General features: G+C 60.9%; 12 protein-coding genes and 1 tRNA gene. 9 read left to right on the top strand and 4 right to left on the bottom strand.

Translation table 11 applies throughout. The features are described from left to right. Nucleotides 1-8: 8 nt before the first annotated feature. Nucleotides 9-1,391 carry a macrolide 2'-phosphotransferase gene (locus AS189_RS06680; RefSeq protein WP_082634122.1) on the bottom strand — a complete coding sequence of 461 codons (1,383 nt, stop codon included), beginning with the start codon at nt 1,389-1,391 and terminating at the stop codon, nt 9-11. 175 nt (nt 1,392-1,566) lie between these two features. Between AS189_RS06680 and nudC the strand changes: the two genes are divergently transcribed. Both nudC and AS189_RS06690 read left to right on the top strand, forming a co-directional pair. Next, nucleotides 1,567-2,523, top strand: a complete 957-nt coding sequence (gene nudC, locus AS189_RS06685; RefSeq protein ID WP_160320796.1) for an NAD(+) diphosphatase — start codon at nt 1,567-1,569, stop codon at nt 2,521-2,523. Next, the gene (locus AS189_RS06690) at nt 2,520-4,667 is read left to right on the top strand and encodes an ATP-dependent DNA helicase UvrD2 (protein ID WP_082634124.1); all 2,148 of its coding nucleotides are present in this window, start codon (nt 2,520-2,522) and stop codon (nt 4,665-4,667) included. The genes nudC and AS189_RS06690 overlap by 4 nt, the downstream gene beginning before the upstream one ends. On the opposite strand, the gene AS189_RS06695 is transcribed toward AS189_RS06690, so the two are convergent. Further along, nucleotides 4,628-5,800, bottom strand: a complete 1,173-nt coding sequence (locus AS189_RS06695) for a ThiF family adenylyltransferase (protein ID WP_082634125.1) — start codon at nt 5,798-5,800, stop codon at nt 4,628-4,630. The two genes, AS189_RS06690 and AS189_RS06695, sit on opposite strands and share 40 nt — an antisense overlap. Nucleotides 5,801-5,966: 166 nt before the next feature. Here AS189_RS06695 and AS189_RS06700 point away from each other — a divergent pair, with 166 nt between their 5' ends. Further along, nucleotides 5,967-6,701: a M48 family metallopeptidase gene (locus AS189_RS06700; RefSeq protein WP_082634126.1), complete on the top strand. Its 735-nt coding sequence runs from the start codon at nt 5,967-5,969 to the stop codon at nt 6,699-6,701. 205 nt (nt 6,702-6,906) lie between these two features. Here AS189_RS06700 and AS189_RS06705 read toward each other — a convergent pair whose 3' ends face one another. Then, nucleotides 6,907-8,400 carry a zinc-dependent metalloprotease gene (locus tag AS189_RS06705; RefSeq protein WP_062293136.1) on the bottom strand — a complete coding sequence of 498 codons (1,494 nt, stop codon included), beginning with the start codon at nt 8,398-8,400 and terminating at the stop codon, nt 6,907-6,909. A 335-nt stretch (nt 8,401-8,735) separates the two neighbouring features. Here AS189_RS06705 and AS189_RS06710 point away from each other — a divergent pair, with 335 nt between their 5' ends. The 3 genes from AS189_RS06710 to AS189_RS06720 all read left to right on the top strand — a co-directional run bounded on the left by AS189_RS06710 (nt 8,736) and on the right by AS189_RS06720 (nt 13,143). Continuing rightward, entirely contained in the window at nt 8,736-9,764 is a 1,029-nt protein-coding gene (locus tag AS189_RS06710) for a YlbL family protein (RefSeq protein WP_062286860.1), read from the top strand. Between the two features lie 185 nt (nt 9,765-9,949). Beyond that, nucleotides 9,950-12,895 (top strand): UPF0182 family protein, encoded by a 2,946-nt coding sequence (locus AS189_RS06715; protein WP_062286861.1) that lies wholly within the window; start codon nt 9,950-9,952, stop codon nt 12,893-12,895. A gap of 174 nt (nt 12,896-13,069) precedes the next feature. Beyond that, nucleotides 13,070-13,143 (top strand) — tRNA-Met (locus AS189_RS06720). A gap of 109 nt (nt 13,144-13,252) precedes the next feature. On the opposite strand, the gene AS189_RS06725 is transcribed toward AS189_RS06720, so the two are convergent. After that, nucleotides 13,253-15,076: an SLC13 family permease gene (locus tag AS189_RS06725; RefSeq protein WP_082634128.1), complete on the bottom strand. Its 1,824-nt coding sequence runs from the start codon at nt 15,074-15,076 to the stop codon at nt 13,253-13,255. 198 nt (nt 15,077-15,274) lie between these two features. Between AS189_RS06725 and AS189_RS06730 the strand changes: the two genes are divergently transcribed. The 3 genes from AS189_RS06730 (at nt 15,275) to cls (ending at nt 18,811) form a co-directional block, all read left to right on the top strand. Next, nucleotides 15,275-15,652 carry an SHOCT domain-containing protein gene (locus AS189_RS06730; RefSeq protein ID WP_062286863.1) on the top strand — a complete coding sequence of 126 codons (378 nt, stop codon included), beginning with the start codon at nt 15,275-15,277 and terminating at the stop codon, nt 15,650-15,652. 65 nt (nt 15,653-15,717) lie between these two features. Next, entirely contained in the window at nt 15,718-17,220 is a 1,503-nt protein-coding gene (locus AS189_RS06735) for a leucyl aminopeptidase family protein (RefSeq protein WP_062286864.1), read from the top strand. A 136-nt stretch (nt 17,221-17,356) separates the two neighbouring features. Further along, nucleotides 17,357-18,811 carry a cardiolipin synthase gene (gene cls, locus AS189_RS06740; RefSeq protein WP_062286865.1) on the top strand — a complete coding sequence of 485 codons (1,455 nt, stop codon included), beginning with the start codon at nt 17,357-17,359 and terminating at the stop codon, nt 18,809-18,811. Nucleotides 18,812-18,905 lie beyond the last annotated feature (94 nt).

An 18,905-nucleotide genomic window follows, 5' to 3' on the forward strand; every position in this document is an offset into this window, starting at 1 on the left:
TGTGCCAGTTACTTCGTGGTGGGGATGACCTTCAACGCCGTGGTGTCGACGTCCTCGGGGGACCCGGCAATAGCGGTCTTGCCAGCCTCAGCATTGCCGGCGTCACTAACCCCGGCGTCTTCAGAGGAGTCGCTGGCCTTGGTGCTGGAAACTTCCCCGGGAGCGGCACCGCCATCGCTAGCATCGCCTGAAGAGTTCGAGGTATCTGCGGAGTCCTCTGAGTCAGCCGAATCGGCACCGGCTGTGGCACCAGCAGTGGTCCCCGCAGTGTCGGCAGCGCTGGCGTCGGCAACGGCGCTAGCGACGGAGGCACCAGCAACGGCTTCGGCACCTCCGCTACCGGCGGAGGCACTAGCAACAGCGTTGTTTGCCTTCACTGGGGTAGGGGCGCCAAGCTTCGCGGCAGCTGCAACAGGAGTGTTCTTTTCGGGAACCACTTCGGCAACGGGTGCCTTTGTGGGCTCGACGCTGATGGGTTGGCCGCCGTGCTCGGCAATGTCGGCTTCGAGGGTGCGCAGCATGGATTCGGCATCCTCCACCATGCGTGCACTGTCGGCGGCGTAGCCCTTGACCAGCCACTGCGCCAGAGCAAACTCGGCGCTCAGGGCAGCCCTGCGCAGCAGATGCGGATCAGGGGTTTCATGGCGGGAACCGGCGTAAGCCTGCAGCACCGTGTCGACAAAATCAGGGTCATCGACAGCAACGAGCCACGCAAAGTCGTCGGCGGGATCGCCCACGCGTAGCTCGGTCCAGCCGTTGACGGCGGAGACCTGATCGCCGTGGATCAAAATGTTGTCCTCGTGGAGATCGCCATGGACCACGCAGGCATTGAAACGCCACAAGGCCACATCTTCCATGGCGTGTTCCCAACGGCGCAGCAGAGATGGGGGGATCTTGCCTGTGGTGGCCGACTGGTCAAGCTCATTGAGCTTGCGTTGGCGGAATTCATTGGCGGTATAGCTGGGGAGATCAGAATTGGTCACGAGCTCCTGGGGGAGATCATGGATGGCTGCAATGGCAGCCCCGATTTCCATGGCCAAAGAAGCACCTCCGGCAGCCAGTTGCTCTACCGTGAAGGCCTTTCCCCGAATATGGGAGTACACAAAGGTGATGAGTTCGCCTTGCCGCACGGTCCCGGCCACGGTGGGCAGCAGGAAAGGCAGCTCGGCCCGGATGGCAGGGGTGAAGGCGCGCAGTACTTGCCGTTCAGTTTCCAGGCGCGTGCTGGCCTCGGCATGGCGCGGTGAACGAACCCTCCAGCGCCGATTCTCCGAGTCCACCAGCAAAGCGGAGCAGAAATCGGCTGCATGGTCGGGCTCCGGGCCAAACGCTGTGACGTTGAGTCCGGGCACGGCGGCGCTGGCGATGGCGGCCAGTTCGATTGCAGTCATTCTTCTCACTCCTCCACCGTAGAACGCGAAGGCACTAAACCTTGCTTCCTTGAGGCGGCGAGTCGCGAGAAGTCCTGTACGGATACTCCTGCACGGCTCGCATCCAGGAGCCACGTTGTCCACAATCACGTGCTGCGGAATGTATAAATGTGCGGCGCATGCGTACGGTAGAAACATGACCAAACCCAATCTTTCCCCTGACGCTGTGCTTGACCGTGAATGCGAGCAGCGTAGTGAACCCGGGTTTATGGAATCAGTGCTTGCGAAGGCAGCCCACAAGGTTGTGATCTTCCACCGCGGCAAGGCCTTGATGGCCGGTGCCAGCCTCGATTTGCTGGCCTACCTCGATGCCTCGGGGCTGCCCCACCAGCTGCCGGTCGGAACGCTGCAGGTGTACCTGGGTAGGGTGCGGCCCGGACGCGGTCATGCTCTTGCCGCGGGAACGGCGCTGGTACTGCTGGCACTGCCGGACGACGTCGGGGAGTTGGCTTGGGTGCCAGAGGGCAGCACCTTCGCTGGTTACCGTGCGGCCGCAGAACACATGGGTGGTGCCGATGCGGAGATTTTCATTCAGGCTCAGGCCGTTGCCAACTGGCATGCCACACACGCCTTCTGCCCTCGGTGCGGCAACCCCACCGAAATTCAGACCGCTGGCTGGATGCGCCGCTGTGGCCACGACGGATCAGAACATTTTCCCCGCACCGACCCGGCTGCGATCGTTGCGATCGTGGGAGCCGACGATCGGATTCTGCTTGCCAATAACTTTGCCTGGGAAGAAAACAGATACTCCACCGTGGCAGGGTTCATAGAAGGCGGCGAGAGCGCAGAAGCAGGTGCGGTGCGTGAAATTGCCGAGGAAGTGGGCGTCCACCTGCATTCTCTGAAATACCTCGCCTCCCAGGCATGGCCTTTCCCTCGGTCCTTGATGCTGGGATTCATTGGCTACACGGACGACATTGTCGCCACCCCCGATCTGAGTGAAGTACGGGCGGCCCGCTGGTTCGGCAGGGCGGAGCTGCAGGAGGCCGTCCTCGCGGGGGACGCAGTAATTTCGTCCCGGCTTTCCATTGCGCGGGAGTTGATTGAGCATTGGTACGGCGGGAAAATTGTGGAACCAGGTGAACACGCATGAGTTTTGACCCCAGCCAGCGAGGACTGCCGGTGATGGATGAACACACGGCAGAAGAACGGATCCTCTCTGGTCTGGACGAGGAACAGCGCACCGTCGCCACCACCTTGAACGGGCCGTTGTGCGTGCTGGCCGGAGCCGGCACCGGTAAGACTCGCGCCATCACACACCGCATTGCCTATGGTGTGCACACCGGGGTTTACAACCCGAACCGCCTCCTGGCCGTGACGTTCACCGCGAGGGCGGCGGCAGAAATGCGTACCCGGCTGCGCGATCTGGGCGTGGGCACTGTCCAAGCCCGCACCTTCCACGCCGCAGCGTTACGGCAGCTGCAGTATTTCTGGCCCCACGCCGTCGGCGGTCAACTGCCTGGCCTACTCGAACACAAAGCCCAGATTATTGCCGAGGCCGCGCGCCGGCTCCGGCTGCCCACAGACAGGGCTGCCATCCGGGACCTGGCTGCCGAAATTGAGTGGGCCAAGGTCTCCATGATGACCCCGGAAACATACCTCATCAAGGCCGAAGATCGCGGCGAACCCGGAGGCCTGGACAAGGTGACTGTGGCTCGGCTCTTCCAGGGCTATGAAGATGTGAAAGCGGATCGAAACCTCATTGACTTTGAGGATGTCTTGCTCATCACCGTGGGTATCTTGCAGGAAGATCCGCGCGTGGCTGCCACCGTGCGGGATCAGTACCGGCATTTTGTGGTGGACGAGTATCAGGATGTTTCCCCGCTCCAGCAGCGGATGCTTGACCTGTGGCTGGGCGGCCGCGATGAACTGTGCGTGGTGGGCGATGCCAGCCAGACCATTTACTCCTTCACGGGCGCCACGCCCAGGCACCTGCTGGAATTCCCCAAACGCTTCCCCGAAGCCAACGTAGTCAGGCTGGTCCGCGACTACCGTTCCACACCGCAAGTGGTGGGCCTTGCCAACAATCTGCTGGCCAACCGGCGCAGTGGCGGCTTGGAAGCCGATGCGCTCTGGTCCAAGCCGTTGGAACTCGTGGCCCAGCGCCCGGCCGGCCCGGTTCCGGAATTCATGGAATGCAGCGACGACGAGGCTGAAGCGGCTGCCGTCGCCGCCAGAATCAAGGTGCTGGTGGACAACGGCACGCACGCCAGCGAGATTGCCGTGCTGTTCAGGACCAATGGCCAGTCAGAAGCGTATGAACAGGCTTTGACAGCTGCCGGGCTGGGCTACCAGTTGCGTGGCGGTGAGCGGTTCTTCGCCCGCAAGGAAGTCCGCGACGCCATGCTGCAGCTGCGCGCCTCCTCCCGGGCGGCCGAAGAAGAATCTCTGAGCCAACTGGTCAGGGATGTACTGGGCAACCTCGGCTACCAAGCTGAAGCGCCCAAAACGGGCGGTGCCGTGCGGGAACGGTGGGAGTCTCTGAGCGCCATTGTGGCCCTGGCCGATGAGCTGGTGATCTCCCGCAGCACCCCCGAGCACACTTTTTCCATCCTTGACTTTGTGGCTGAACTGCAGGAGCGGGCCACGGCCCAGCACGCACCCACCGTCCAGGGCGTCACGCTCGCTTCTTTGCACTCAGCCAAGGGCCTTGAGTGGGATGCCGTGTTCCTCGTGGGCCTCAGCGAAGGCTTGATGCCCATCTCGTTCGCGGACACCCCGGAGACAGTGGATGAGGAACGCCGGCTGCTCTACGTGGGCATTACCCGTGCTCGGGAATACTTGAACTTTTCCTGGTCAACAGCACGTACTCCGGGCGGCCGGGCGAATCGCAAGCCTTCCCGATTCCTGGATGGCCTGCGGCCCAACTCTGTGGGCGGTGCTGCGACGGGCCCGCGCATGGCTACCACCCGCAAGTCACGCAAGGTGGTGGGCCCATCAGTGTGCAGAGTCTGCGGGAAGATCCTGAACACCGGGGCCGAACGCAAGGTAGGGCGCTGTCCCGATTGCCCGCCCGGGTACGACGAGGCAGTGTTTGAGCAGTTGCGTGAATGGCGTCTGAAGGAATCGGTCTCCGCGTCCGTGCCAGCCTTTGTGGTGTTTACCGATGCCACGCTGATGGCCATCGCCGAGGCAGCTCCGGCTGATTTGGAGGAGCTGTCGGCACTGCCCGGAGTGGGGCCCGCCAAACTGGAACGTTATGGCGAAGCCGTCCTGGAAATTGTGGCTGCTGGCTGATTCTGCCACTGGCAACCGCACTCGGGGTGGGCACTGAAAACCTGTTCCGTCCAGCAACCGGTGTCGGGGCGAAACATCATGACGGCAGACCAAGCCCCGGGTTGGTTGACTCCGTCGAGGAACAACAACGCCTGGGTAGCTGCGGTGCCGGCAAGTGCCAGTGAGAGCGCAGTGCTTTCCAATCCTGTAACGCTGCTGGCCGGCTGAGCCCCACGGTTTCCGCCACGTCCGCTCGGCGGGCTGCCAGGCGGCTTGCCGGGCGAACCGCCGCCCGCGGCTACTTCGCCCGCGGCTACTTCGCCCGCGGCCAGTTCACCGCAGATCTCCAACCAGTGCGAGTCGCCTGTGTTGCGATGCCACTCCACGCAGTCGGCACATGCTGTTTCCCCGGGCATCACCAGCGGCCCCACAGTGCCGTCCTGTTCACGGTGCAACACCACCAGGTGGGGCAGTTCAGTGCTCATAAAACGCGCAGTGATGGCCGCTGGGGCCACATCTTGGCCCACCACAACGGCAAGATCGAGGTTCCGTAGGCTGGGTCCTCCGGCCCCGCCGTCGTGCACCATATGGATCTGAGTGCCGGGATCCAGCGCTGTGAGATGGCGGCGCAGCGCCAGAGAACGGGGGATGCCGATATCGGCCACGAGGAAGGAACTGGGGGACACATCGGCTGCGGTGACGGGGGAGTCGTCCTCCAGCAGGAGCGTGCCCACCCCAGCATTGGCAAGGACCCCGGCCAAGGCAGCCCCGGTGCGTCCCAGCCCAACCACCTGGACCACGTTCTTCTTCCGCTGGGCTAAAAGTTTCTTGGCCGACTTCCGGTACAGACCCAACAGCGCAATCCTGTCAGGGCGTAGCCGTTCTTCGCGATAGCCATGCGTGGACAGCTCGGCGTCCTGACACAGCACGGTGGCAAGCATGGCGCAGATTTCTTGGGCTCGAGGGGCAGGAACGCCAAGTTCGACGGCGTGATCCAGTACCAGCGCATCGGCAATGCCCCGGCGCAACGCCATGATGAATGCCAGATCCGGGCCTTCCAGCCCCTCCAAGATCAGGCCGCCAGGGCCCAAACCTATCTGTATGCTGCTCCTCCCGCGGCTGACCACGCGAAGGGCTGGATTGATAGCCGTCATGATGACCTCCCAGTGATTCCTGATGGGCAGATGCCTCAAGTTAAAATCATTGCACTTGGCGGGCAAGCCTGCTTTGGGTTATCCACAGCCTGATGTTCTCCACAGCTTGTCCCCGAATGACGTAACTGGTGCGCGCGGGGCCAGGTCTTGGCGGTACCGTCGAGGTATGGGAACAGCATCAAGAACTCCATCACCCAGCGCGCTGGCCGCCTCGAAACCGGCTGCCTCGAAACTGGCACTGTCTGTCCCGGAACGTCGTGGACCCATTGGCACGGGAACCAAGGGACCCTTGGGCGATTCGATCTCCCGCCACCGGCTTAGCAGCGGGGAACCCATCGTGGTCCGCAGAACGGCACGGCGGAAAACCGGGCTATCTGCCTTTTGGGAAAATGGGCAGGCGGTCATCGCCGTCCCAGCACGGCTCAGCCTTGAAGACGAGGCGTATTGGGTGCCGCACATGGCCGCCAAATTAGAACAAAGCAAATCCCGCTTGGCTGGCAAGCGCCGCGTTCCAGCGAGTGACGCGGCGTTATTGCAACGCAGCATTTCCCTCTCCAACAAGTATCTGGGAGCCCGTGCCGAGCCGGAATCAGTGCGCTGGGTCAACAACCAAAACACGCGCTGGGGATCGGCCACCCCGGCTCTGGGGACCATCAGGATTTCCCACCACGTGCAGGAGATGCCTGATTGGGTTCTGGATTATGTGTTGCTGCACGAACTAGCCCACTTAATCCATCCGAATCACAGCCCTGCGTTCTGGGCGGAATTGGCCGGCTACCCGAAGCTGGAGGCTGCGCAAGCATTTCTGCAAGGGGCATCGTTTGCCTCGGCTCGGAACATCGCAGGTATGGGAGCAGGCATGGATGACGGCAACGACGGTGGTGTTGAAGACGCCCACTAGCGGATCCAATGGCGGCGCTCGTGTGCGGGATATTTGGCTTGCGTTGTTAACTGACTCGCGGCGGCGGGAACCACAGAAGGCTGCCGTAGCAGTGCATCCGTGGTTCCCGCCGCCGCGCTGGTGACCGGACCCGAACATCGCCAAACCGTCACATCGCCAAAATTCCGTGTGGAATGGCGGTAGAGGTGCTTGAGGCGTGGGCTTTTTAGCTCTTGTCTTCGTGGCCTGAGTCGGCGTCTGAGCCGTTGTCCGAACCACTGTCTGAGTCGGTGTCGGTTTCCTCGGCGCTGTCGGTGCTGTCGGTTTCTACTGAACCGTCGGCTGAACCAGCTCCCGCGCGGTCCGCGGGAGTTTCGGCGTGGAAATCGTCGAAGCCGCCGTCCAGCAGTTTGGCGAGTGCCGCATCAACGTCTGATTCGGAGGCGTCCTCGGCGCTACGGCGAGCACTGAAGCCTGCGGCATCGTCTAGGTCCGCGGAGGTGGGCAGTAGATCGGGGTGGGCCCAAATGGCGTCGCGAGCAACAATGCCACGCTGTTCCTTCAACGACGCCCAGAGAGCAGAGGCCTCGCGAAGCCTGCGGGGACGCAGTTCCAAGCCCACCAAGGAGCCGAAAGCATGCTCGGCGGGACCGCCGGTAGCCCGGCGTCGGCGGATTGTCTCGCGGATGGCAGCAGCTGCCGGCAGGTTGGCTGCCGCTGCGAAGGTCACCTCGTCAACCCAGCCTTCCACCAGCGCAAGCGCTGTTTCCAGCTTGGCGAGGGCAGCATCTTGCTCAGGTGTACGGGCCGGCATGAAGACACCCTCGGACAGGGCTGACTGCATGGCCTCGGGATTGGAGGGGTCCAAGTTCTGGGCCAAGTCCTCAATGCGAGACATGTCTATGTGAATGCCGCGTGCGTAGGACTCGATGGTGCCCAGCAGATGGGCGCGCAACCACGGAACCTGGACAAAGAGCCGGGCATGAGCGGCTTCGCGCAGGGCCAAGAACAGCAGGACCTCTTGTTCGGGAACTTCCAAGCCCTCCCCGAAGGCCTTGACGTTAGCCGGCAGGAGAGCCATCTGGAGGTCGGCCAGCGGAATGCCGATGTCTGTGGAGCCCACTACTTCCTTGGCCAGTGCGCCCACGGCGGAGCCCAGCTGCATGCCGAACAGTGCCCCGCCCATGTTCTGCATCATCGAGGCCGCCCCGCCCATCATGGACTTCATCTCTTCGGGCAACTGTTCGTTCATGGCCGTCGAAATGGCAAAGGCTATGCTGTTGGCCACTGGTTCGGTCAAGCGCTTCCACGTGCCAAGGGTTTCCTCAACCCATTCGGCGCGGGACCACGCACGCCCCACAATGGCTGTGGCGGCAAGGTCCGTAAACGGATCCAGCCACATTTCAGCCAAGCGCAACGCTTCATCAATGTCGCGCTGTTGCTTGGGCGTCACGGACGGGTCATCGCCTGCGGCGGCCTTGCGGGCAGCATCATGGGCCAGATCCCAATTGACAGGGGTGTCGGAGGAGCCGCTCATCATGGCCTGAACCTGAGAGAACATTTGCGCAAGCGCATTGGGATCCGACGGAAGGCCAGCAGCCTTGGCGAGTTCGGCCGGGTCAAAACCCTCCATGCCCTGCCCGCCCAAAAGATTGGCGAGCATCTCCTGAAGTGGATCCTTCGGGGTTTCGTCGTCGTTGTTGGCTGGTGTGGAAGACATGATGGCCCGTTCGTTGGCGTGGACGCTGAATAACTTCACGTTACCGCCGCATTGGTGCGTTGTCGCCCTGTTGCGGCCCACTGTTCGCTCTAGGCAAAGGGTGGGCGGCGCCCTGTGGCCAGAGCCCCGGATTCACTGCACTCTCCCAGCCGGGGCACAAGCACAGCACATTCAGACACAGTAGGCTTGGGGGTTGGTACCCCGTTTTATACCGCAGTTTATCCCGCAGTTACATGCGAGACCCGAGAGAATGTGGAGAGGTCACTGCTTTGAGCCAGGAGACACCCGAAACGACCGCACCGACGCGAACTTTTCGCGACAAAAGAGTCTCTCTCATGGCAATCTCGGGTGTGCTGGCACTCGTGCTTGGCGTGGCCGCACTGACCATCCCCGCCCCGTATGTTGTGGAGTCCCCGGGCCCTGCCATCAACACCATTGCAGATTTCAACGGCAAGCCCATCATCACGGTCTCCGGCCACGAGAGCTTCCCGCCAGCCGCCGGCAGCCTCGCCTTGACCACTGTCCACATGACAGGAGGACTGCCCGATAGCCGCATCAACTTCTTCGACACGCTGAAGTCCTGGCTCTCGCCGTTGGACACTGTGTACCCGGCCGAACTGATCTACCCGCCCGGGACCAGCCAGGACGCCGTCAACAGTGAGAACTCGGCGGCCATGACCGGTTCGCAGGAGAACGCTACTGCCGCGGCCATGACAGCCATGGGCATTGACTTTGAGAGCAATTTGGCTGTTGCCGCAGTCCCTGCCGACGGCGCCGCAACAGGGATTTTGAAGCCCGATGACGTCCTGATCACCATTGACGGGAAGAAGGTTACTGACTTGGGCGTCATCCAGGCTGCACTGGCGCACGGCAAGGGTGCACCCGTGCAACTGACGGTGCGCAGAAATGATGCTGAACAGAAACTGAGCCTCACTCCCAAACTGGGTAGTGAAGGCAAATACCTGCTGGGCGTCCAGATTCAGAATGTGTTTAAGTTTCCCTTTGACGTCAAGATCACGCTGAGTAACATTGGCGGGCCCAGCGCAGGCATGATCTTCGCCTTGGGCATCATGGACAGCCTGACTCCCGGGGATCTCACGGGAGGCAAGAAGTTTGCCGGCACGGGAACCATTGATCCAGAGGGCAACGTTGGTGCGATTGGCGGCATCGCCCAAAAACTGGTGGGCGCTCGCAGTACGGGCGCTGATTATTTCCTGGCCCCCGCAGCCAACTGCGGCGACGTAGTGGGACACATTCCAGATGGCCTGCAGGTCATCAAGGTCAGCACGCTTAAAGAAGCCCACGACGCTGTGGCCCTCATTGGTTCAGGTAAAGACGGATCAGGATTGCCCACATGCAAATAACAATTGATTCCCGGTGCGTAACGATTGCGCATCACACGGAACTAGGCCCACGACCCGTTCGTGGCACCCTTATGGAAGTACCCGCAGTTTTTGTTTTCCAACAGTTGAGTAAGAGGTAGAGAGTGACATCCCGCCCAGCCCCGCCGCCGAGCAACTCCATCCGGCCCAAGCGACGTAGCGCATTGATGCCCACCATCATTGTGGTGGCGGCGCTCGTGGTCGCAGTGCTGATCTTTTCGGGGGTTTACACTGATCTGCTCTGGTTCAACCAAGTCGGTTATTCCGAGGTCTTCTGGACCGAGCGCATCGCGAAGATTCTCATATTCATCGCCGGTTTCCTCATCATGGCTGTGGGGGTGTACTTCTCCATCCGGGCTGCCTACAAGGCGCGCCCCATTTACGCCCCGGACAACGCACACGAGGACAATCTCAACCGCTACCAGCTGCAGCTCGAGCCGATCCGCCGCGTGGTGATGATTGGTGTGCCGATCGTCTTTGGTCTCTTCGCCGGCACGGCCGCCATGGCTCAGTGGGAAAAGGTGATGCTGTTCCTCTACCGGGTTCCCTTCGGCTCCACGGACCCTGAGTTCGGTCTTGACATCAGCTTCTACACCAACACCCTGCCGTTCCTTGGCTTCCTGGTGGGAATGCTCATTAGCGCCACGGTCATTGCCTTCATCGCCGGCCTCCTGACCCACTACCTGTACGGTGCCGTTCGGCTGACCGAGCGTGGCATCTTCACCTCCCGTGCAGCGCAGATCCACATTGCCATTTTGGCGGCCGTGTTCTTGCTGCTGCTCGGCGCAAACTTCTGGCTGGGCCGTTACGCAACGCTGCAGGACAACAGTGGATTCCGAGCCGGTGCCATGTTCACCGACGTCAACGCCGTGATCCCCACCAAAGCCATTCTGGCCGCGGCTGCCATCATCGTGGCCATCTTGTTCATCGTTGCTGCCTTCATTGGCAAGTGGAAACTGCCGCTGATCGGCGCCGGCATGCTGGCCGTCACGGCGATTGTTGCCGGCGGACTGTACCCCTTGGCCATCCAGTCCTGGCAGGTAAAACCCTCACAGGGAAACTTGGAAGCTCAGTACATCCAGCGCAACATTGAGATGACCCGTCAGGCTTACGGGCTCTCCAATATTGAAGTCACCCCGTACAACGCAAAGGTCACCGCGGAAGCCGGTGCCCTGCGTCAGGACGCCGACACTGCGGCTAATATTCGTCTGTTGGACCCGAACCTGCTCTCGGCAACTTTCCGCGAGCTGGAGCAGTACCGCCCGTACTACGAATTCCCTAAAACGCTGAACGTTGATCGGTACACCATTGACGGCAAGGTTCAAGACGCCGTGATTGCTGTGCGTGAGTTGAACCCCAACGGACTGAACCCGGCTCAGCAGAACTGGTACAACCAGCACCTGGTCTACACACATGGCTATGGCATGGTGGCAGCGTACGGCAATACCGTCACAGCGGATGGCAAGCCCAAATTCATGCAGAAGGGTGTTCCCTCGGAGGGTGTGCTGGGCACCGACACCAGCTACCAGCCGCGCATCTACTTCGGCCAGTCCATGACTGACTACTCACTGGTTGGGGCTGGCGAGGGAACTGCGCCCATTGAGTTGGACCGCCCACAAGGTGGTACTAGCGCAAGCAATGCCGCAGACACAGGTTCCGAATCGCTGACAACATTCTCCGGAAACGGCGGACCCAGCGTGGGTAACTGGTTCAACCGCGTCATGTACGCGCTGAAGTTCCAGTCAACGGACCTCCTGCTGACCAATGGAGTCAACGATAAGTCCCAGATTCTCTACGATCGCACTCCCGAAGAACGCGTTGCCAAGGTGGCCCCATACCTGACCATTGATGGCAACCCTTACCCGGCCATTGTTGATGGCAAGGTCAAGTGGATTGTTGACGGCTATACCACCAGCGCCTACTACCCGTATTCGCAGCAGCAGCAGTTGCAGGAAGCCACCACGGATTCCCTGACTGCCACCAACGGCATGGCGACGCTGCCTAATGCCTCCGTCAACTACATTCGCAACTCGGTCAAGGCCACCGTGGATGCCTACGACGGTTCCGTTGAGCTCTATGCCTGGGACACCGAGGACCCTATCCTCAAGGCTTGGCAGAAGGTTTTCCCCACCACGGTTAAGCCTTACACGGAAATGTCGGCGGACGTCATGTCCCACGTGCGCTACCCGGAGGACATCTTCAAAGTCCAGCGTGAGCTGCTGGGCCAGTACCACGTGACCGATCCGGACAAGTTCTTCAAGAACACCGAAGCCTGGTCCATCCCCGATGACCCCACCACCACCGCCGTTGACAAGCAGCCGCCGTACTACCTCTCGCTGAAGATGCCCGGTGCGGAGAAGACAGCCTTCTCGTTGACTACCGACTTTATTCCACAAGAGGTTGCCGGAACTGATTCCCGCAACGTGCTGTATGGATTCATGGCAGCAAACGGTGATGCTGGAAATGTCAAGGGTGTCAAGAGCCCGGATTACGGCAAGCTGCAACTACTTGAGCTGCCAGTAGATACGCAGGTGCCTGGTCCCGGCCAGGTACAAAATACATTCCGGACTGATCCCACTGTGTCGGATCAGTTGAACATCCTGACGCTGGGCCAGTCCGAGTTGAAGAACGGTAACCTGCTCACCTTGCCCATGGGTGGCGGTCTGCTCTATGTCCAGCCCGTCTATCTGCAGTCGAAGGGGGCAACGTCCTTCCCCACGCTGCAGCGTGTGTTGGTGGCGTTTGGTAATAAGATTGGCTTCGCCGCGACCTTGAATGAAGCGTTGGATCAGCTCTTCGGTGGTGATTCTGGTGCTGCGGCTGGCGACGCTAATGTCTCGAAGGTCCCGGACGCCGCAGGCGGTTCCGGCACCGGAGGCACCACGCCGTCCGCCACCAGTACCAACCCGGCGCTGGCTAAGGCACTCCAAGATGCCAGCGATGCCATGAAGGCGGGCCAAGCGGCACTCGCCAAGGGCGATTTCACCGCTTACGGTGATGCGCAGAAGAAGCTGGAGACAGCCATCACTGCTGCCTTGGCTGCCGAAGGTGCTGCGGTGACGCCGTCCACCCCGGCGCCCACGGCGACACCTAGCCCGAGTGCGGCACCCTAGCGCCGGCGTCGTTAGCTAAATAAAGCACCACAAGCAGGACACGATACGGTCCGGTCACCTCACGGTGGCCGGGCCTTATTCTTACCCTCTGAAAGTAGGTTCGGGGTAGGAGATGAACGTCACGTGCTCTCAGTTTGTCCCCAGGGTTAATGGACGGTAAAGTAATAATCACATCGCGGGGTGGAGCAGTTCGGTAGCTCGCCGGGCTCATAACCCGGAGGTCACAGGTTCAAATCCTGTCCCCGCAACTCCACAAGAAAACCCCCAGCCTTACAGGCTGGGGGTTTTCTGTTGTCCGGGCTCTGGGGCGACCGCCGGGTTAGCTTCCCTTCTGGTCGCTAACCCCTAACCTGGGCCCTAGAACGGCCAGAACACCGGGACCAGGAATACCGCAACGGCTACGTAGAGAGCCATGATGACCAAGCCGAACTTCCAGTAATCGCCAAACTTATAGCCGGCGGGGCGCATGATCATCATGTTCGCAGGGGTTGCAATGGGTGTCAGGAGTGCCGCGGACGAGGCCACGCTGACGCACATCAGCAACGTGAACGGTGAAATCCCCGCCTCCGTGGCAACCGACAAGGCAATCGGGATGATGATCAGGGCTGTCGCCGTGTTACTGATCAGCTGCCCCAGCACAGCGGTGACGACGAAGATGCCAATGAGCAGCAGATATGGGCTCCCGCCTCCCGTGAGCGTGACAATCCCGTCGGCAAGCAACGTGGCGGTGCCTGTCTTGGTGATTGCCGCAGAGAGTGGGATCATTCCGGCGACCAGGATCAATGTCTGCCAAGCCATTGAGCGGTGTGCTTGGCCAATGGTGACCACGCGGGTCAGGACCATGGCCATGGCTGCGAGAAGAGCAGCTACGGCCGCCGGGACAATGTTCGTAGTCATCATGACCACCATGGCGAGCAAAATGACCAGTGCCGGGATGGCTCCCGGGCCCAGCGGAACGGTTTGGCGCCGGATGGCATCGGGGGAGTCCACCAGCAGGATGTTGTGATCCAGGGTGTGCTTGTCCAACTCCTGCCAGCCGCCCTGCAAGAGCAGAGTATCTCCGGCCTTGACGCGGCTTACTTGGGTGTTTGGCACATTAGCTGCGGCGACTTTTCCTGCCCGTTGGTGGGCCAACACCACCAGCGATCCGCTCTCGGTGACCATGCCCGGGAAGACATTCGTGCCAATAAGATTTGACCGCGGTGCCACCAGCACTTCGGCTACACCAAAAGATTTGCTGATAAGACCGCAGGCAATCCCGTGGTCACCGGTAGCCTCCACCGTCATCTCGTGTTCGACCGCGAAATCTGCAATGTCAGTGGCCGTGCCGCGCACCACTAAGTAGTTGCCGGCGTCGAGCGTGTCCTCTGTGGCTGGCTTTCCGGCAGCATTCTGGACACTGATCAGGTGGACTCCGCCACGAATGGCTGGCAACACGCCAGCAATGGGGTCGCCTACGTGGTTACTGCCGGCCGGGATGTGCAGGCGAGCAAGTTCGTGCTCGTCAGGCCAGTAGTGGCGCAATAGAACGCGAGGGTGGTCGCTGAGATCCTTGGGTGTGTCCTCGGGGGTTCGTTGCGGCAGCAGTTTCGGACCGAGGTAGATGGCAATCACAATGGTGCCGATGAGCAGCGGTAGCCCCACCAGGGCAAACTCAAAGAAGCCAATACCCTTGCCCGTGGTGTCCAAGGCTGCTTCGAGGATCAGAATGTTCACGGGTGAGCCGGTCAGGACAAGCAGGGACCCCGCATGGGCTGCAAAGGCCATGGGCATGAGGAGCTGTCCGGGTTCCCTGCCCAGACGTACTGCCAACACCACCACCATGGGAAGCAGTGCCGCCACGGCGCCATTGACGCTAATGATTGCCGTTAGGAGAGCGGTAAAGAGCATAATCAGCGCGACGAGCCGTGGCCTGCTGTCACCGGCAAAACGAACCAGTAACCCGCCCATCCAGGTTGTGATGCCGGCGGCGTCGATGGCCTCCGCCACCACAAAGAGCGCGGCAATGAGGATGACGGTCTGCGAACCAAAGCCTGAAAATGTTTCATCCACGTTGATGATTCCCGTGGCGAAGAGTAGTAACGCCACACTAATTGCCACTATTTCTACGGGAATTTTATTCCAGACAAATATGACAATCGTAATTGTCAGAATTGTCAGCATTACGGCGATTTCACTCATAGGCAAAGGCTAGTTAACAAGAGTGCCGAGGACAATTGTGACGGAAGTTTCTACGGTGCGTAGATCGTGACCTTAATTCATGACAAATTCGTGCGCAAGGCTGCTATTCTGGCACCATAATTACACATTGGACCAGTATTTTGGTCCCATGGCGCCACCGTTGGTGAGCGTTAACAACTTAGTCACATGGAGTCAAAAATGCAGTTCTTCGAAGTCTTTTGGTCTATTACCATTGCATTCCTGTTTTTAGCCTACTTGATCCTCCTGTTCCAAATTGTGGCTGATATCTTCCGGGACCAAACGCTGTCCGGCGTCTTCAAGGCAATCTGGATCTTCTTCCTTCTCGTTACGCCTTACATCTCCGCCCTGATTTACATCATTGTCCGCGGTGCTGGCATGTCAGAGCGAAGTGCCAAGGTGGCCTCCAGTGCGCAGCAGCAGACCGAGGAATACTTCCGTCGCGTAGCCGGAACCCAGAGCCCGGCCGATCAGATCTCAGCCGCAAAGAACCTGCTGGACGCCGGTGTCATCAATGAAGCCGAATACGGCCAGCTCAAGGCCAAGGCCCTGGCCTAGTCCACACGCCTGCCGGCCCGTTCTCTTTGCAGTCAGTCCGCATTCTTTGAAAGGTTGTTGTCTCCATGGCACATTCGCCCAACAAGCTCATCCCGGAATCCTACGATCCGGCGCCCTCCCTCCAGCTTGATCCATCCGTATCCGCCTCGTCGGCACCAAGTGGTGAGGCAAGCGCCGTCGGATATTACGTCTCCATCGAAGGTGTTGTTCCGGCGGAACTGGGCCTGGATCGGGCCACCTTGGCGTCCGCAGGATTTACCGGCGCGGCAGGCCAGTCCCTAGTGCTTCCCCGTGCAGGTTCGACGGCGGTCATCGCCGTGGGGGCCGGTAGCGGTGCCGTGCGCACTGTGGATGAGTTGCGGGACGGCGCTGCAGCCTTTGCCGCAGCCGCTGCCCGTCACGAAACGCTTGCGCTTGTACTGCCCGCAGGCCATGGAGTTGCAGGCGATGCGGCCGCGCAGGCGTCCGTAGAGGGTGCTTTGCTGGCCCGGTACCGTTTCAACGCTCTGAAGAGTGATCCCAAGTCCGTGGCCGTTGCCAGCCTTGAGATTGTTGGTACCGGAGAGGGAGCAGAAGCCGGTGCGGCTCGCGGTAAGGTACTGGCCCGTTCGGCAGCGCTGGCCCGCGACCTCGCTAACAACCCGCCCGGGCACCTCACGGCCGCCGAGTATGCTGATTTCGCAGCTGTTCAGGGCCCATCCTTCGGCCTGAGCGTGGAGACGTTCGGCCTGGCGGAGCTCATAGACATGGGTTGCGGTGGCTTGTTGGGCGTTAACGCTGGCAGCTTCGAGGAACCGCGGCTGATTGTGCTGCGCTACGTTCCCGAGAGTGAACCCACAGCTCATCTGGCGCTGGTGGGCAAGGGCATCATGTACGACTCCGGTGGCATCAGCCTCAAGCCCTCGGACCCCATGCACTTGGCCATGAAGATGGACATGGCCGGATCAGGTGCCGTCATGGCGGCTATGACGGGCCTGCGGGACTTGGGTGCCACAGCCGCGGTCAGCGCCTGGCTGGTCTGCACCGACAACATGCCTTCTGGCACGGCCACCAAGCTGGGCGATGTCCTCACAGCCCGAAACGGCACCACTGTTGAGGTCAAGAACACCGACGCAGAGGGCCGCTTGGTCATGATGGATGCGCTCAGCTTGGCCATGGAGGAAACCCCTGACGCCATTGTTGATGCCGCCACGCTGACTGGCGCTGCCATGGCTGCGCTGGGCACCTTGGTCGGTGCCGTCATTGGCAACGATCAGGCTCTCGTGGAGCAGATCAAAACGGCTGGCGCTGCTACGGGCGAGTCCATCTGGCAGCTCCCATTGGAATCCCGTTACCGCAAGCAGCTGGATTCTGACATTGCCGATATCTCCAACATGGGTGGCCCCACGGCCGGGGCCATCACAGCCGGACTCTTCCTCGCCGAGTTCGTCAAGGGCACGCCCTGGGCGCATCTGGACATCGCCGGGACCATGAAGAGTGACTCGAACGACTCGTGGCGCCCCATCGGTGCCACGGGCTTTGGTACCCGGTTGCTGAGCGAATTCATCGTCAATTACACCAAGCCCTAGGGCATTGCGGCCGATCCACTAGCTAGGATCGATGAAGAGGCGGCGGAGGACTCCCAGCGAGCCCTCCGCCGCCGCTCTATTTGATACAGACTTTCACACAGACTTTTACACAGACACAGAGCGGAACCCCACCACGATGATCCACCCGGACGTGCTCGCTTGGCTGTTGCTCGCCGGCCACATCATCCTTGGCGCCATCGCCGTGGCCTACATTTCTGCTCGGCGCCGTCCCGCAACGGCCATCGCCTGGATGCTGACCATCATTTTTATCCCTTACATAGGGCTTGTGGCGTTCATGCTGGTGGGCTTCTCACGCCTACCCAAGGCCCGCCGTGACAAGCAGAAGTATGTCAACGAGCTGATCCTGGAACGTACGCAAGGATTCGACCAGCTCAGCCATCGGGAGGACTGGCCCCAGGGGCTGCCCGGGCTGGTGACACTCAACAGCGCGCTCGGTGCGCTGCCCATGGTGGGAGGCAACGACGTCGAACTTCTTCCGGATTACCACGGGTCCATTGCGGCGATGGCGGCGGAGATTGATCGGGCGCAGAAGTATGTGCACGTGGAGTTTTACATCCTGGTGCACGACGACGTCACCAAGGTCTTCTTCGAAGCGCTGGCTAGGGCGGTGGCCAGGGGAGTGAGCGTGCGGGTCATGAGCGACCATTTGGCAGCCCTCATGAACCCCGGGCGTAAGGAAACTCTGGCCGTGCTGGCGGATATGGGCGCGCAATACCAGGCCATGCTGCCGCTGCGGCCGTGGAAGGGGCACTGGCAGCGGATTGACCTGCGCAACCACCGCAAGTTGTTGGTGATCGATGGCGCCATTGGCTTCACCGGCTCGCAGAATCTGGTGCACGAGAGCTATAACAAGAAGAAGAATATTGCCCGGGGGCTGCGCTGGCACGAGTTGATGATGCGCATTCACGGGCCCGCTGTCAGGGAGCTCGACGCCGTTTTTGTCACCGATTGGTACAGCGAAACCGACGTACTGCTGGAGCTGGATACCTCACCGGTGGTCATGGATCCGGCTGCGCATCTGGTGGACGCGCAGGTGGTGCCCAGCGGACCGAGCTTTGAAAATGACAATAACCTGAAGCTTTTTGTGGCCATGATCCATCAGGCAACGGAGCGGGTCAGCATCACCAGCCCGTACTTTGTGCCGGAGGATTCGGTGCTCATGGCCATCATCACGGCGGCCGGTCGCGGGCTCTCGGTGGAGCTGTTTGTCTCCGAAATTGGCGACCAGGCCATGGTCTATCACGCGCAGCGTTCCTATTATGAGGCGCTGTTGCGGGCCGGTGTGAAGATCTATCTTTACAAGGCGCCGGAGGTGCTGCACTCCAAGCACTTCAGTATTGATTCGGATGTGGCCGTGATTGGGTCCTCGAATATGGACGTGCGGTCCTTCTCGCTGAACATGGAGATCTCGGTGCTCATCCACAGCGAGTACTTTGTGCAGCAACTGCGGGTCATTGAGGATGGCTACCGGGCGAACAGCCGTGAGCTGGAACTGGCCGACTGGGTCAAGCGCCCGGCGGGGGAGAAGTTCTGGGACAGCGCGGCCAGACTGACCTCCAACCTCCAGTAGCCTTCCCCGACGCCGCATCACTTTACGGCCGGTTTCGGCGGACGCGGCATCACTTTACGGCGGGTTTCGGCGGACGCGGCATCACTTTACGGCG

The sequence above is a fragment of the Arthrobacter alpinus genome, from assembly GCF_001445575.1.
Taxonomy (GTDB): domain Bacteria; phylum Actinomycetota; class Actinomycetes; order Actinomycetales; family Micrococcaceae; genus Specibacter; species Specibacter alpinus_C.

Bases quoted from the DNA above. Each gene is read 5' to 3' on its own strand.
- AS189_RS06680 (WP_082634122.1), bottom strand. From the start codon at position 1,391: ATGACTGCAATCGAACTGGCCGCCATCGCCAGCGCCGCCGTGCCCGGA.
- nudC (WP_160320796.1), top strand. From the start codon at position 1,567: ATGACCAAACCCAATCTTTCCCCTGACGCTGTGCTTGACCGTGAATGC.
- AS189_RS06690 (WP_082634124.1), top strand. From the start codon at position 2,520: ATGAGTTTTGACCCCAGCCAGCGAGGACTGCCGGTGATGGATGAACAC.
- AS189_RS06695 (WP_082634125.1), bottom strand. From the start codon at position 5,800: ATGACGGCTATCAATCCAGCCCTTCGCGTGGTCAGCCGCGGGAGGAGC.
- AS189_RS06700 (WP_082634126.1), top strand. From the start codon at position 5,967: ATGGGAACAGCATCAAGAACTCCATCACCCAGCGCGCTGGCCGCCTCG.
- AS189_RS06705 (WP_062293136.1), bottom strand. From the start codon at position 8,400: ATGTCTTCCACACCAGCCAACAACGACGACGAAACCCCGAAGGATCCA.
- AS189_RS06710 (WP_062286860.1), top strand. From the start codon at position 8,736: ATGGCAATCTCGGGTGTGCTGGCACTCGTGCTTGGCGTGGCCGCACTG.
- AS189_RS06715 (WP_062286861.1), top strand. From the start codon at position 9,950: ATGCCCACCATCATTGTGGTGGCGGCGCTCGTGGTCGCAGTGCTGATC.
- AS189_RS06725 (WP_082634128.1), bottom strand. From the start codon at position 15,076: ATGAGTGAAATCGCCGTAATGCTGACAATTCTGACAATTACGATTGTC.
- AS189_RS06730 (WP_062286863.1), top strand. From the start codon at position 15,275: ATGCAGTTCTTCGAAGTCTTTTGGTCTATTACCATTGCATTCCTGTTT.
- AS189_RS06735 (WP_062286864.1), top strand. From the start codon at position 15,718: ATGGCACATTCGCCCAACAAGCTCATCCCGGAATCCTACGATCCGGCG.
- cls (WP_062286865.1), top strand. From the start codon at position 17,357: ATGATCCACCCGGACGTGCTCGCTTGGCTGTTGCTCGCCGGCCACATC.